The organism is Bradyrhizobium sp. CCGUVB23, assembly GCF_024199885.1.
In the GTDB taxonomy this organism is placed as follows: domain Bacteria; phylum Pseudomonadota; class Alphaproteobacteria; order Rhizobiales; family Xanthobacteraceae; genus Bradyrhizobium.
In genome coordinates this window covers 103,371-117,140 of sequence record NZ_JANADQ010000004.1, presented here as the reverse complement: position 1 = coordinate 117,140, position 13,770 = coordinate 103,371, and the positions used below count along the sequence as shown (strand labels likewise).

General features: G+C 57.1%; 11 protein-coding genes, 4 pseudogenes and 1 other annotated feature. Of the genes and pseudogenes, 9 read left to right on the top strand and 6 right to left on the bottom strand.

The window, feature by feature from the left end; translation table 11 throughout:
* Window positions 1-78: 78 nt before the first annotated feature.
* The gene (locus tag NLN62_RS52700; RefSeq protein WP_254114457.1) at window positions 79-783 is read right to left on the bottom strand and encodes an autoinducer binding domain-containing protein; all 705 of its coding nucleotides are present in this window, start codon (window positions 781-783) and stop codon (window positions 79-81) included.
* A 559-nt stretch (window positions 784-1,342) separates the two neighbouring features.
* A pseudogene (locus NLN62_RS52695) lies at window positions 1,343-1,725 on the bottom strand (helix-turn-helix domain-containing protein); the annotation flags it as partial.
* Between NLN62_RS52695 and NLN62_RS52690 the strand changes: the two are divergent.
* Window positions 1,615-1,941 carry a hypothetical protein gene (locus tag NLN62_RS52690; RefSeq protein ID WP_254114485.1) on the top strand — a complete coding sequence of 109 codons (327 nt, stop codon included), beginning with the start codon at window positions 1,615-1,617 and terminating at the stop codon, window positions 1,939-1,941. The pseudogene NLN62_RS52695 and the gene NLN62_RS52690 sit on opposite strands and share 111 nt — an antisense overlap.
* A gap of 218 nt (window positions 1,942-2,159) precedes the next feature.
* Window positions 2,160-3,086 carry a hypothetical protein gene (locus NLN62_RS52685; RefSeq protein ID WP_254114456.1) on the top strand — a complete coding sequence of 309 codons (927 nt, stop codon included), beginning with the start codon at window positions 2,160-2,162 and terminating at the stop codon, window positions 3,084-3,086.
* A 322-nt stretch (window positions 3,087-3,408) separates the two neighbouring features.
* Here the strand turns inward: NLN62_RS52685 and NLN62_RS52680 are convergent.
* From NLN62_RS52680 to NLN62_RS52665, 4 genes and pseudogenes are all read right to left on the bottom strand, one after another.
* Window positions 3,409-3,900, bottom strand: a pseudogene (locus NLN62_RS52680) (IS3 family transposase); the annotation flags it as partial.
* 67 nt (window positions 3,901-3,967) lie between these two features.
* A complete protein-coding gene (ltrA, locus tag NLN62_RS52675; protein WP_254114420.1) occupies window positions 3,968-5,494 on the bottom strand; it encodes a group II intron reverse transcriptase/maturase in 1,527 nt (508 codons plus the stop codon).
* 636 nt (window positions 5,495-6,130) lie between these two features.
* Window positions 6,131-6,876, bottom strand: a pseudogene (locus NLN62_RS52670) (IS3 family transposase); the annotation flags it as partial.
* Window positions 6,476-6,592: a sequence feature (AL1L pseudoknot), on the bottom strand. (Overlaps the previous pseudogene by 117 nt.)
* A 201-nt stretch (window positions 6,877-7,077) precedes the next feature.
* Window positions 7,078-7,295, bottom strand: a pseudogene (locus NLN62_RS52665) (transposase domain-containing protein); the annotation flags it as partial.
* A 312-nt stretch (window positions 7,296-7,607) separates the two neighbouring features.
* Here NLN62_RS52665 and NLN62_RS52660 point away from each other — a divergent pair.
* The 7 genes from NLN62_RS52660 to NLN62_RS52630 all read left to right on the top strand — a co-directional run bounded on the left by NLN62_RS52660 (window position 7,608) and on the right by NLN62_RS52630 (window position 13,754).
* The gene (locus NLN62_RS52660) at window positions 7,608-7,787 is read left to right on the top strand and encodes a hypothetical protein (RefSeq protein ID WP_254114455.1); all 180 of its coding nucleotides are present in this window, start codon (window positions 7,608-7,610) and stop codon (window positions 7,785-7,787) included.
* Window positions 7,788-8,216: 429 nt separating this feature from the next.
* Window positions 8,217-8,951 carry a type IV secretion system lytic transglycosylase VirB1 gene (locus tag NLN62_RS52655; RefSeq protein ID WP_254114454.1) on the top strand — a complete coding sequence of 245 codons (735 nt, stop codon included), beginning with the start codon at window positions 8,217-8,219 and terminating at the stop codon, window positions 8,949-8,951.
* A 96-nt stretch (window positions 8,952-9,047) separates the two neighbouring features.
* Window positions 9,048-9,386 (top strand): pilin major subunit VirB2, encoded by a 339-nt coding sequence (gene virB2 / locus NLN62_RS52650; RefSeq protein WP_371933208.1) that lies wholly within the window; start codon window positions 9,048-9,050, stop codon window positions 9,384-9,386.
* The gene (locus NLN62_RS52645) at window positions 9,386-9,712 is read left to right on the top strand and encodes a type IV secretion system protein VirB3 (RefSeq protein ID WP_254114453.1); all 327 of its coding nucleotides are present in this window, start codon (window positions 9,386-9,388) and stop codon (window positions 9,710-9,712) included. The genes virB2 and NLN62_RS52645 overlap by 1 nt, the downstream gene beginning before the upstream one ends.
* Window positions 9,712-12,081 carry a VirB4 family type IV secretion/conjugal transfer ATPase gene (locus tag NLN62_RS52640; RefSeq protein ID WP_254114452.1) on the top strand — a complete coding sequence of 790 codons (2,370 nt, stop codon included), beginning with the start codon at window positions 9,712-9,714 and terminating at the stop codon, window positions 12,079-12,081. The genes NLN62_RS52645 and NLN62_RS52640 overlap by 1 nt, the downstream gene beginning before the upstream one ends.
* Window positions 12,082-12,101: 20 nt before the next feature.
* Window positions 12,102-12,803 carry a type IV secretion system protein VirB5 gene (locus tag NLN62_RS52635; RefSeq protein WP_254114451.1) on the top strand — a complete coding sequence of 234 codons (702 nt, stop codon included), beginning with the start codon at window positions 12,102-12,104 and terminating at the stop codon, window positions 12,801-12,803.
* Window positions 12,804-12,866: 63 nt separating this feature from the next.
* Window positions 12,867-13,754 carry a type IV secretion system protein gene (locus NLN62_RS52630; protein ID WP_254114450.1) on the top strand — a complete coding sequence of 296 codons (888 nt, stop codon included), beginning with the start codon at window positions 12,867-12,869 and terminating at the stop codon, window positions 13,752-13,754.
* Window positions 13,755-13,770 lie beyond the last annotated feature (16 nt).

Genomic DNA, 13,770 nt, shown 5'->3' with positions numbered 1-13,770 from the left:
CGACGTCCTATTTGCGCATTGGCTCCCTTAGCCAACCGATCTAAAGATGAGCGTGAGGAATTTCCGTGACATGCGCGGCTAGATAAGCTTTTTCTCCATAGCGATACGGACGGCCTGTTGGAGATTACTGGCTCCGAGTTTGTCGCGTGCATTGTCCAGATAGCACTGGACAGTTCGTGGCTTGATGCCAAGCAGGTCGGCAATCACGTTCATCGACTTGCCGTGCGACGACCAACTGAGCGAGGTCGCTTCTTGCGCTGACAATGTCACTTCTCTTGTTTTGAACGAAGACTTAGACACTAGGCCAAGATGAATATGGATGTAGGCAAGCGCCAACGCCGCCTTCATCGGATCCCACGGCGGAGCCTCGACGCGCCGCCGGTCTGACGCGAGAGTGATCATCGCGGTGCGGCCATAGCTTGTCCTGATCGGGATGGAGACGCCGCTGCGGATGCCGAAGTCGGTTGCCTCGGAATAGAATTGCTTGATCTCACGCGAGATCCTGCGTACGTCGCGGTCCTCTGCCGACCAGGCGAACATCCGCATGCTGCGCTTGGCAGTCGTCACGACAGGATCGATGACTGTGTAGTGCTTTTCAGAATACAGATTCTGCCATTCCGCAGGATAGTCACTGAAGGTAACAGCATCGTCGGCGTGAACATGAATGTAAGCATACCGGTTGAAGCCCGACGCGATGGTAAAGTTCTTGATCGCATTGTGTATGGAGCGCTCGTCGTGTGCCACGTCGACGGCGTCAATCAACCCTTGTAGTCGTTCACCCAACGTAAGTTTCTCCTTGTTTCATCTTCCGACCATCGGCGCTTTGGCGAACTTGACCCGTAGGTCGAGCCACACCAGTTTTTCGTTCTTCCAATCCGATGATCACTTCGATCGAGATGAATTGATCCCGCCTCTTCGATCCAGATGATCGGTCGAACAACTGCGATGGGCGATCCGACGCTCATTATCGACATCGGGAAACGGTGCCGGCGTGGAGGACAATCAGTTTAACCGCGTCCTCGCGTGGCCGAGCCCGCCAATCAGCAGGAGGTGCGCTCGGATGCGTGCGAGCGGAAGACGCCCGACGCGGGGCGAGTCATCGACGCTATTGTCCCTCGAGCTGCCCGTCCGCTACGCCGCATGTCGTTCGGCGGAGACTATATAGAATGTGGGATTGTCTACATAATTCATAATGATGATCTAATGCATCACTGTGGTGGATGTTCGGTCCGCGCTCGATCTCAATCCCCTGAAAGTCCTGGGTTGACGACTGGGGCCACGAGCGCCGCGAACTTGCTGACGATGCTCCGCCCGCAGGTCAGCAACGTTGCCTCGGAGACAAGTATTTTCGCTCGTCGGTGAACCGCACGAGCCAGCTTGCGCGGCGACAGCGCCGGAAGATCCAGCGCCAGGTCGATGGTCGGCCAATGCGTCGCTGCCGCCCTCGCGGTAACGCTCATACCAGCGATAGAATGTGGCGCGTGGGCTACCAAGCTTGTCCAGCGTGCGCTTGGCCGGCAGATGCGATTGCTCGACCAGCTGGACGATCTCGGCCTTCTCGGACGCAGGATATCTCATGCCTCGTCCCCCCTCTCCTACCCGACAGGTGAATGCATGGCATTCACCGAAAAGGCCCGGTCATGCTTTTTTGAGCGACCGGTTCTTCAGCGTAAGGTCGGCCACGATTTCCTTCAGCGCCGTCGTCTCACGACGCAGATCCTTCAACGAAGCGGTTTCTCGAAAGACCATACGATTCGTCCCGATCAAGACGGCCGCGCAGCAAGTTGCCGCGATGGTGGGGCGGTCAATGCGCTACGCGCGCATCTGGCCGAATTCTCGCCTTGCGGTACGATCTCGCAAGATCACACTACTTTAATATGGGGTCAAGTTTCTGATCAAAAAGGGGGTTGCGAGAAGCGGGTACGCCCCGATATGCGGTAGTGCACGATCTAATCGTGTAATGCCTCGCCCTTTGTTCGATCCGAACAAGACACCTGACCGCAAGATGCGCCATGGTTTGGCGGAGTGTATCCCGGCCCAGCGCAATGCATCGGATTTGACGCCTCAGAGGAATTATAATTGTAACACGATATTTGTTAAGCTGATCGTCCTCAGATGTTAGGCTTGGAGTGTACGGAAAAGGATCAGGATAGGGATCAATGGATCACGATCGAGAGCAAGCAAGTAAACCGCAGAGTTTAGTTGGCGATACCCGATTAACGGACCTTCCGAGTGGGGCAATATTCGAAGTGGCGAAAGGTTTAACCACCGACGACCCTGTTGAAACGGCGAAGAATCTCACGAGCTTTAAGCTCATCAGTCGCTCGGTACTAGACGCAGTTCAGACGGGCCCCGTTGGGGCATTTCAGGGTCGGCTCAATCGGCTCGGCACTTCAGGCCGGGCGCTGTATGACGCCGCGGACCCCCATAGTGCCGAGCCGGAACCTGATCACCCCATCTCTTTGCTTTGGACCGCAGCTCGTAAGCTTGACGCTATCGGGCCGATATTTAAGTTTCAATCTGATCGGCGGAAATCTGCCACGGTCGATCACATTCTCGACTTGTCTCGCAGAGGTTTGAACCCTGACGCGATCCAATCCATAGCGGCCCGCCTGGGTGACCTTGACCACGTTAATAGACGGCGTCTTATTGATCAGACGATCGAATTATTCAAAGAGAATCGACCATCATGGTACGTAAACTCTTTGGAGCATAAGCTCGCAGCCGCGACGCTTATATCGGTACATCATTACTTGGATGCGGACCACAAAATCCGAATTTACGATGCATTGATAGCTCGCCCGGAGCTGGCTGAAATCTTAGGAGGAATGGCCGAGCATGTGGCGCCCTTCCAGAAGGACTCTACATCTAGGAATACGGAAACGCCGCAAAGTTCAGAGTTGGACGGGAGCATCGAGGCGATCTCGAAATCATCTTGCGAGCTGCTCGCGAACAGGGGAATCGACGAAACCGAGCGATTAGACGCTATTCTTGAGATCGGGAAATCCATAGACAAAGCCTACAATGACGCGCGAGCGGCATTACTGGGATCCGTCAGGAGCAGAGGCACAAACCTCGGTCGATGAGCCTTGTCCAAGAGCTAGATGCCGTAATGGGCCGGCCTTCGCGAGCCTAGCCAGGTTAAGTGGCTGTCCCTCAGAATGGTGATGTTGAAACGGAGTCCGAGTGATCGGCTCCAGGCATCAAGTGAGTGCCGACGTCAGGGGCGCTCATCAATCGCCGGCAAACCTTGTCGGCACGTGCGATCTTCAGCATCTCACGATGCAACGTAAGCGGGGCTCCGAGGCCCATCAGATTGTTTGTGCGTAGACCTGTGGGCACCGTTAGAAGAGTCATCTTCTGCAAGGGTGAACCGCCCCGGGTTTGCCGGAGGCCATTTGGTTTAAGTTATGCCGCCATGGCGGGTTGTTCCAGCATGGCGTAGTAGCGTTGCTCAGCTTCGGCCGGCGGTATGTTTCCGATGGGCTCCAGGAGCCTGCGGTTGTTGAACCAATCGACCCACTCCAGGGTGGCAAATTCGACAGCCTGGAAGCTGCGCCATGGCCCGCGCCGATGGATCACTTCAGCCTTGTAGAGACCGTTGATAGTCTCGGCGAGAGCGTTGTCATAGGAATCTCCGACGCTGCCGACAGAAGGTTCGATGCCGGCTTCAGCCAGACGCTCGGTGTATTTGAGCGCGACGTATTGGCTGCCCCTGTCGCTGTGGTGCACGAGCCCGCCGCGATGGACCGGCCGTCGATCATGCAGTGCCTGCTCCAACGCATCGAGCACGAAGCCCGCATGCGCCGTACGCGAGGCCCGCCAGCCGACGATCCTACGGGCATAGGCATCGATGACGAAGGCGACGTAGACGAAGCCGGTCCAGGTCGCGAATGGAGTAAGAAGCGCATAAGCGCTTCTCCTCCCCGAACCGTACGGGCACCTTTCAGCGCATACGGCTCTCCGTTCAAGTCTGGCCCATGGCCATTGCGACATCCTGATATCGCGAGGTGATGGTCTTCCTGGGCTCCTCCCTGAAGATGTAGGGATTTGCGTCCGGGTTTCTCCATCGGAACTGCCCCTTTGGACTGGATACCAATCGGTGCAAGGCTTTCCCGACACGATGGCCTCGTTCACTGACCCCGTGGACAAACCAAGTCTTGGCCTGCCCAGCGACTGGTGATCGATACCAGCTCCGCATCAATGGTTTGATGCGGCTCCGATACTTTCTCGCCAGCCAGTGCGCCATTTTCCAGAACACGACATGATCGACGTGCCGGAACGTGGTCGCAGTGAAGTCCGTGTACTTGTAGAAAGCCGCCCAGCCCCGCAGTTGGCGGTTCAGGCGGTCCACCATATCGACCTTGGCAAGATCATGGTCACCAGAGAGGACCTTCGACAATCTTCGCGCGAATGCCTTGGCCTTCTCTTTGGGTATGGTCGTGACGACCGCCATCCGTCCGCTTGATCCCCGCTTGCGAATGATCCGATGCCCCAGAAAGACGAAGCCATCATTGACGTGGGTGATATGGGTTTTCTCCATATTCAACGTCAACTTCAGCTTGCCTTCCAGAAAGGCACGGCACTCCTCGCGGACGGCCTCGGCATGGGCCTTCGTCCCTTTGACGATGACAACGAAGTCATCGGCATAGCGACAATAGGCTACGGCAGGTTTCCACTCGCGGTTCTCTCGAACCGTGATCGGACGCCCCTGTTGAATGCCGAAGTTCCACGCCCAACGATCCTTCCTCGCTTTCTTGTTCAGGTATTTCGCCTCCAGCCAGCAATCAAACTCATGGAGCATGATGTTGGATAGGAGCGGCGACAGAACGCCGCCTTGCGGAACGCCCTCACTTGCTGCGAAGAATAAGCCACGATCAACGTGACCGGCTTTGAGGATTCGCCAGAGCAGATCAATGAATCGCAGGTCCCTGATGCGACGACGTACGCATTTTAGAAGCAGCCGATGATGGACAGTGTCGAAGTAGCTCGCCAGATCACCTTCGATGATCCAGCGGCCCTTCGAGTCAGAGCCATCCTGCAACTGCATCCTCACTGTACGTACCGCGTGATGAACACTGCGTTCAGGACGGAAGCCGTAGGAGCCAGAGTGGAAGTCGCTCTCCCAGATCGGCTCCATGGCCATCAGCATCGCCCGCTGGACGATGCGGTCCAGCAGGATCGGTATACCCAATGGTCTCAACTTGCCGTTGGTCTTCGGGATATGGATTCGCTTGACCGGCGTTGGGCGGTAAGTGCCGTCCAACAGGGCCACGCGCAACCGATCCAGATGACCCTCCAGAACGGCAGCAAGTCGTCGCTTGTCCATTCCGTCAAGACCCGGTGTATTGGCGCCTTTCGACGCCAGAACGATCCGGGCCGCTTCAGCAAGCCAATTCCTGTCGGTGATGAGCCGGAGCAATCGATCAAACCGGCGGGTCTGATCGGCCGCGGCCCACGTCGCGAGCTTGTGCTGCATTTCACTGATTATCAAAGGTCTTCACCTCATTAGGTCAGATCACGTGCACTCCAAGCAACTCAAACTGCTCCCCTTCGCCATGTGACCGGCTTTCCCGGCCTCGGACTACTACGGGAGCTCTGCCAGCATGACGGACATCGGGGTCAACTCCCTTGCCATTCCGCTCATGCCTTCCCTCGTTCATATGTTGGACTACCAGCGCATCGGTGAGGTTGCCGGTCGCAGTCTTTTCCCTTGCTTGCTGCAAGTCGATGCCGTTGCCTCAGGTTTGGCTGTGTTCTCCCCTCGGCCCACGCAAGACGCCCTACATCTACGCTCGCGTTCGGGTGTCTCCGGCTACATATCCTTCGACACCATTCAGCATTCCGCCTGTTAAACCGTGTAGGCGGAGGCGACATTTCAGCCCACAGACGCGGATGAACCGGTTCGTGTTCCTCAACCTTCCGATACTCAGCCTCGGGAACCATCTCGGCGTAACGGTTTCGCCTCAATCCCCTTTACCTGCGGGCTACGTCACCCTGCCAGTTGACAGCAGGTCACCGCCGCTTGGGCTCATGCTTCCTCACAGCAGGAAGCAGGCTCATCACATTTCCTCCTTTCCCAATGCATTCCAAACATACGCTTCCCCGATTCCTCGGGGCGAGGCGCACCATAGGTGAAGTCGGAGAGCCAAAGGACGTTCGGCCTCGACGCCTTGAACTGGCGGTTGACGTGATCCAGCGGGCATGGCGCAGCCTTGTCGCTGATCGTGGTCCTGACGGATTTGCCCCGGATCACCCCTCGCAAACCCATGTCCCGCATCAGTCGCGATACCGTGCAACGGGCAACGTCAAAGCCTTCGCGCTTGAGCTGTCGCCAGACCTTGCGTACGCCGTAGACGGAGAAGTTCTGATCGAACACGCGACGAACCTCGACCTTCAGCGCGGCGTCCTGCCTGGCGCGCGCTGACAGCTTGGCGGGATCGCGCCGTTTGGCCACATGGGCATGGTAGGTCGAGGGGGCGATCGGCAAGACCTGGCAGATCGGCTCGACCCCATGCGCACCACGATGATCATCGATGAAGGCGATCATGGCTTGGACCGGCGGTCGAGCTCCGCCATCGCAAAATAGGCGCTTGCCTTGCGCAGGATCTCGTTGGCTTGCCGAAGCTCGCGGTTCTCCCGTTCCAGGGCCTTCAGCTTCTCGGCCATCTCGGTCGGAACGCCGGCCCGCTGCCCGCTGTCAACCTCTGCCTTCTTGACCCAGTCCTGAAGCGTCTGCGGCGTGCAGCCGATCTTGGCCGCAATCGAGGTGACCGCCGCCCACCGCGAGGGATGCTCGCCGGCGTGATCCAGAACCATCCGAACCGCACGGTCCCGGACCTCACGCGAAAACTTGTTCGTCGTCTTGCTTGTCATGGCTCCATCCTCTCAGGAGTTGGAGCCTCCGGCAAACCCGGGGCGGTTCAGGGTGCTCACAATGGACGACCATTCGGACGACATAAGACGACCGCTGTCGGTATGCACACGAGGAGGGCCGCGTGATCGGCTGGTGCGCGCGTAAACAGTCCGCTCTATGATCGTCGCGTGTGAGGTGCAGGCCGCCCGCTGATCGGCAGTGGCCTGTTTTTTAGCTTCGAGCAGGCGCTTCCACTCCCAGGGCAGCAGTTCGTGCAGGCGCGAGGCGGGCAGATCAGCGATACGGGCCAGGACGTCGGCGAGCATGCTTTGGGATCGACGTCGTTCAAACGGCAGGTGGTGATCATCGTCAGCATGACGGCGCAACGTTGAGCGCCGCGCTCGCTGCCTGCAAAGGTCCAGTTGCGCCTGCCCACAGCCGTTTACCGTTCATTCTGCCCATGTCGGGGCGGATTTTGAAGTCCACTATCGCTGGCATCCCTATTTTGGCCGGATGGTGAGCGTGCGTCGCGTCGAGCAACGCGCGACAGGTCGGTTTTTGCGGATCCGAACCCCATTGGGCACGGTCATCACGATTCCCAGCTGGATGGTAGATCCGGTCGCATGCGCGGGGATGACCTCTGGGCCACCACAAGTTGATCTTGCCGCATTAGCAGAGCTGAAGAGACTGGTCACCACGCTTACCGTTTCCGCAAACTCCCGAAGCGATCGAGTCGCATGGGAGAACGCTGATGAAGCAGGAGCGCGTAGCTGCACAGATTTCGGACGGGCAACTGAGCCTGATATTCGAGCCGAACAAGCTGGACAAGATGAACGAGGCGGCGCGGGTGAAGGCGTTACTGACGCTCGCCCAAATCCTCATGCAGACCGCCGGCCTGGTAGTCGAGGAGCTCGGTGATGCCCGGCACTAACCAGATCCCGGAAGTGCTCTTGAAGCGCAAAGCTGTCATCAGCAATGATGGTCCCTACCGCGATCGATGCAACCTGGCGAACTCGTTGTATTCCTCCGTTGAGGCTTGTCACGATGACGGCCGATTTCAATAAGCTCTGGACGAATCCGGGAACCCCGAACGAAAGCGCCTGCTTGCCCACATTATTGAAGATGTCACCCTCATCAAACTGCCGAAGAGAGGAACAGCATGAATGTGTCCGTCGGAGCGCCAAAAACACATCACTTACTTGCTCCACGCGACGAAAACAGCGTGTGTTTCAGATGAAATGAAGAAGAGAAACGCCAAAATCTTAGATTAACAGTCTCTGCCGATAAGCACAGACCTAGGATGAAAGCGTCTCGTTCCGGCAGGACAGGCGGCGGTGTTTAAGAATTGAGGAGATAGGAAATGTTGACGGCAACAGGGAGGCTGTCGGTGGTCTTGCTAGCTTTCATGTGCTGCGTGTCGGCGGAGGCAGCGGCACTCTCCAGCCGTGAGTTCGATCGGCTCGCGCGCGAGTGCGCGCCATCAGCTGCCCCATCGACGCTTGCGGCGATCGCTAAGGTCGAAGGCGACTTCGATCCGCTTGCGGCATATGACGACCGTACCACCGATGAGCTCCTCCACTTGAAGGATCAGACGCCCGCGCGTCACAGCGCCACGGATCGACTTGAAGCGCAACATTTAGTCGATGTTGGGCTTATCCAGGTCAGTTCTAGAAACGTTTCCAAGCTGGGCTTGACGCCCGACATGACCTTTCAGCCATGCATCTCACTATCGACCGCGGCGCGCCTGCTTGAGAAGCGTTCTGCCGACGACACGCTCGCTGCAGCAAAGCAGTTGGTCCCTCGTCAGTCAATCTCTGACTCCAATACTGGTGATCCGGCCCGGGGCATTACGAATGGATATCGACCAAAGGTCGAGCTGGCCGCCCGACAGACGACGGCGCCTCTGATCGAGGTTCCGAAAGAAGCTGATGAAACGCCGACGGAAGAAGCATGGGATATTTGGGAGTTGTATGAGCGTCAGCGTTTGGTGGAAGAGCCATCCGAACCGCCGACGGGTCGTAGAGAAACTGAACGAGAAAAGTCGCGGTCCCCCTGTCCATCGCGAACTCGGATGAGTGGAGAGCCGAAGTGCTGATCCTTAGGGGCGTGCGTGCTGCATCAGGAGCGCAATGGCCTGCAAATCCCGGAGGACAATCAATTCCTATTCGATTGAACGATGGAGGTACGCTTGATTTCCTATTATGAGTCCGCTGGCGCGTACTGGACGCGCCTGTCTGTACGCAAGGCAGTGAGGTGTGCGTATGCCGTTGGTGCAGCGATCGGCGGGACGGTTTTGTCCGTCACGCCGGCGGCGGCTGACGGCGCGGATCCTGCCGCGATGCTCAACAACATATGCAAGTTCATCCTAGGGCCATTCGGTCAGTCACTCGCGGTTCTTGGCATTGTCGCCATCGGCGTCTCGTGGATGTTCGGTCGGGCGTCCCTCGGCCTTGTTGCCGGTGTCGTTGGAGGGGTCGTGATTATGTTTGGAGCGAGTTTTCTTGCGCAAGCTCTCATAGGAAGCGGCTAATGAGTGGCCGTCTGGAAGAAGCGACGCTCTATGTTGCAGCAACGCGGCCTGCATTATTTCTCGGAGTCCCGCTGACCCTAGCAGGGTTGCTTATGATGTTAGCCGGCATTCTCATCGTAGTCGTCCAGAATCCTCTTTATGAAGTCGTTCTCGTACCGCTGTGGTACGGGGTCCGTCTCACGGTTGAACGTGACTATAACGCAGCGAGCGTTGTTCTGCTCTTTCTGCAGACAGCCGGCAGAAGCGTTGACGGGGCACTCTGGGGTGGTGCGAGCGTCGCCCCAAATCCGATTGCGGTGCCTGCACGAGGCAGAGGAACGGTATAATGCACGGTGCAAGCGGCACGAGCGAGAGGTCCGGGGAGGTCTATCTACCCTACGTCGGACACCTAAGCGAGCATGTTGTTCTGCTAGAAGACGGCTCGATCATGAGCATGGCACATATCCGTGGCGTGGCCTTTGAGTTGGAAGACGTCGAGATGCGGAATGCTCGCTGCCGCGCATTCAATACGCTGCTTCGCAACATCGCAGACGATAATGTGTCGGTATGCGCTCATCTCGTCCGGCATACGGATATCTCGGCGCCTCCTGCGCGGCAGTTTCTCAGCACTTTCGCTGCCAGCCTGAGCGAAGCTTATGAGCAGCGTGTACTCTCCGGTAAGCTCTTTCGTAATGATCACTTCCTAACGCTGATCGTGTTTCCCTACACGGCGCTTGGTAAGGTCAAAGGCAGATTCGCGAACTTTCTTAAAAGGCAAGAGCCGCGGCTCGCAGAGCAGATACGGAATCTGGAAGATGTCTGGCACGTTGTGGCGAGCTCGCTAGAGGCATATGGACTCCGCCGCCTCGGCATTCGTGAGAAGAATGATGTACTTTTCACAGAGGTCGGGGAAGCACTTCGCTTAATTATGACCTGCCGATTCATGCCGGTGCCGGTTGTTAGCGGCTCGCTCGGCGCGTCGATCTATACTGACCGAGTCATCTGCGGCAAGCGGGCCTTGGAGGTTCAAGCCCCGCAAGATAGCTACGTCGGATCTATTTTTTCATTTCGTGAGTATCCGGCGAAGACGCGGCCGGGCATGCTCAACACCTTGTTGTCTGCCGAGTTTCCCCTCGTTTTAAGCCAAAGCTTCGCCTTTCTGACTCGTGCGCAGGCTCTTGCGAAACTCAGCCTCAAATCCAGCCAGATGACGAGTGCCGGTGACAAGGCCGTAACCCAGATAGGCGAACTTGCCGAGGCCGAGGATGCACTCGCATCCAACGAATTTGTTATGGGGTCTCATCATTTGAGCCTCTGCGTCTACGCCAATAATCTCAATGACCTTGCGGATCGCAGCGCGCGCGCACGCGCGCGGTTGACGGATGCGGGCGCGGTCGTGGTCCAAGAAGGTATTGGCATGGAGGCGGCTTATTGGGCGCAACTTCCTGGCAACTACAAGTGGCGCACGCGTCCGGGGGCGATCACCTCACGCAATTTCGCGGGTTTAGTCTCGTTTGACAACTTTCCCAGCGGCAACATCTGCGGCCACTGGGGTAAGGCCGTTGCGCGGTTTCGGAGCAACGGTGCAACCGCTTTCGATTATGTTCCACATGAGAATGACGTGGGCATGACGGCGATATTCGGCCCCATTGGTAGAGGCAAAACGACCCTCATGATGTTCATCCTTGCCATGCTCGAGCAGAGCATGGCGGATCGCAGTGGGGCGATCGTCTTCTTCGACAAGGATCGTGGAGGAGAGCTGTTGGTACGGGCTACGGGAGGCGCATACCTGACGCTACGCAGAGGCGTGGCCTCCGGCTTGGCGCCACTCCGCGGGTTGGACAATACAGCGGCCTCCCGCGATTTTCTGCGGGAATGGATTGTGGCGCTGATTGAAAGTGATGGACGCGGAGGCATCTCTCCGGAGGAGGAGCGGCGATTGGAACGCGGTATCCGTCGACAACTGTCGTTCGAGCCGTGCATGCGCTCACTCGCGGGTGTGCGCGAATTCCTGTTGCACGGCCTGTCTGAGGGCGCTGGCGCACGACTACAACGCTGGTGCCGAGGCAATGCACTCGGCTGGGCATTTGATGGTGAGTGTGACGATGTAAAGTTGGACGCGTTCATCACGGGCTTCGATATGACGCATATCTTGGAGTACGAGGAGGTATGCGCACCAGCGGCAGCATATCTATTGCATCGAATAGCAGCTGTAGTCGATGGTCGCCGCTTTGTCATGAGCTGCGATGAATTTCGGGCCTATCTGCTAAACGAAAAGTTCGCGTCGATTGTCGACAAGTTCTTGCTCACTATTCGCAAGAACAATGGCATGTTGATACTGGCAACGCAGCAGCCGGAACACATTCTGGAATCGAGTCTGGGTGCCAGCCTTGTCGCACAATGTAGGACGAAAATCATTTATCCATCACCGACAGCGGACCGATCTGCCTATATCGACGGCTTGAAGTGTACCGAGAGGGAATTTCAGGCGATCCGAGAGGATATGGCAATCGGTAGCCGCAAAGTGTTGCTCAAGCGCGAGAGCGGGAGCGTGATCTGCGAATTCGATCTTCGCGAAATGCGCGAATACGTCGCGGTATTGTCGGGTCGGGCCAACACGGTGCGCTTCGCCGATAAATTGCGCGGAACATATGGCGAGGAGCCGTCTGCTTGGCTCGATAAGTTCATGGTCCATTATCATGAAGCGGTAGATTGATCAGAAAAGGGAGTGTACCTATGAATCGTACCCAACTCATGCTGGTGGCAGCGGTTGCCACCTGTGCCATTGGGTCGGAGCCGGCCCGAGCGCAGTTCGTTGTCAGCGACGTCGTCGTGGAAGCCCAAACGGCAGCAACAGCAGTGAGTACTGCCGCGAACCTTCAGAAAACAATAGCGGTTGCAGCCAATACTGCGGCGAACCTTGAGCAGACAATGGCAATGGTGTCGATGTTGACTACGCCGTTCGGCATCACCGGGCTATTAAGTGCACTCAACCAGCCGAATCAGTACCCATCCACAAATCAACTCGAGAGGCAGATGTTTTCTACGCCGATGCCGACAGCAGGCACCGCGAGTGCGATCGCGTCAGGTGCTAATCGCAACGTGAAGGGCAACGATGCGGAAGGGACGCTACTACGTGATCACATTGCAGGGTCTGCCAATGCCGCAGGTCTTGCAGCCAACAATCTGAAGGCGATGGATTACCGCCTGACGGAGAATGCCAGCACGCCGAATCAGCTTTCGCGTTCGGGAAATATTATGCAGGCGACCGTAACCAATGGTCTAGTTCTCAAGCAAATCCACGATGCGGCCATTCAGAACGTCCAAGCGACCAGTCTACTAACAATGACCACTGCGCAGGCGGGCCTCCATCGGGCGGAAGAGGCCATTGCCCAGCGAAGAGAACATCAGGCAACTGCAGACATATTTGGCCCATAACGATCGGCAGTGCGTCAAATCACTGCCCCGTTCGGTGAAGAGAGGTGTGAGCAAGGTAGAGCAATGAACCTTAGGATTCCCGCGCCGTTCACGGCTATACACGCAATCTTCGATGGCGCGTTTTCCATTGGATTGCACGCATTCCTCGAGAGGATCCAGAGCGCAGTCAGTGAGCCTTTGCTGGCCAGTGTCACGCTTTGGATCATCGTACAGGGCATTCTAGTCATGCGCGGTGCAGTCGACGTTCGTGGTGGGATAACGAAAGTCATAACGGTCTCGGTTGTTGTCGCCCTCGTCGCTGGGCAGGCGAACTATCATGATTACGTGGTTTCGGTGTTTGAGGACACAATCCCAAAGTTTATCCATCGGGTCAGTGGAAGTGGCCCCGAGTTCATCAATGTTCCGGTGAAGCTTGATGTCATATTCGCTACAGCGCAGGCGACGTTTCAGCGGGTTGCGTCCGAGATTGGGCCAGAGAACGGTCAAGACATCCTTGCTCTTCAGGGGGCTCAATGGGTCTTCTATGGAACGCTGTGGACGGCGTTTGCGATCTATGATGGGGCCTCAATCCTAACGAAGGTGCTATTGGCGATTGGACCGGTGATCCTTGTGGGCTATCTTTTTGATCGCACGCGAGATAGCGCTGCCAAATGGGTAGGACAGCTGCTTACGTACGGAGTGCTTCTCCTCTTGCTGAATATCGTTGCGACGATAGTCATTCTAACGGAAGCAGCCAGCGTTGTGGCGATACTTGTCGTCGTTAAGGTGGCCAGTACGACCGCGGCGAAAATCATCGGCCTTTACGAGCTTGACATGTTATTACTGACGGGAGACGCCTTAATCGTCGCGCTCCCAGCTATCGCCGGAAATATTGGAGGCGCCTATTGGAGCGGCATGACCAGAGCTCCTGGTAGCCTGAATCGCCACGTCGCGCAGATACTACCTCGGTAAGTCACGGGGAAGATGG

Bases quoted from the DNA above. Each gene is read 5' to 3' on its own strand.
- NLN62_RS52690 (WP_254114485.1), top strand. From the start codon at position 1,615: ATGGCATTCACCGAAAAGGCCCGGTCATGCTTTTTTGAGCGACCGGTT.
- NLN62_RS52685 (WP_254114456.1), top strand. From the start codon at position 2,160: ATGGATCACGATCGAGAGCAAGCAAGTAAACCGCAGAGTTTAGTTGGC.
- NLN62_RS52660 (WP_254114455.1), top strand. From the start codon at position 7,608: ATGAAGCAGGAGCGCGTAGCTGCACAGATTTCGGACGGGCAACTGAGC.
- NLN62_RS52655 (WP_254114454.1), top strand. From the start codon at position 8,217: ATGTTGACGGCAACAGGGAGGCTGTCGGTGGTCTTGCTAGCTTTCATG.
- NLN62_RS52645 (WP_254114453.1), top strand. From the start codon at position 9,386: ATGAGTGGCCGTCTGGAAGAAGCGACGCTCTATGTTGCAGCAACGCGG.
- NLN62_RS52640 (WP_254114452.1), top strand. From the start codon at position 9,712: ATGCACGGTGCAAGCGGCACGAGCGAGAGGTCCGGGGAGGTCTATCTA.
- NLN62_RS52635 (WP_254114451.1), top strand. From the start codon at position 12,102: ATGAATCGTACCCAACTCATGCTGGTGGCAGCGGTTGCCACCTGTGCC.
- NLN62_RS52630 (WP_254114450.1), top strand. From the start codon at position 12,867: ATGAACCTTAGGATTCCCGCGCCGTTCACGGCTATACACGCAATCTTC.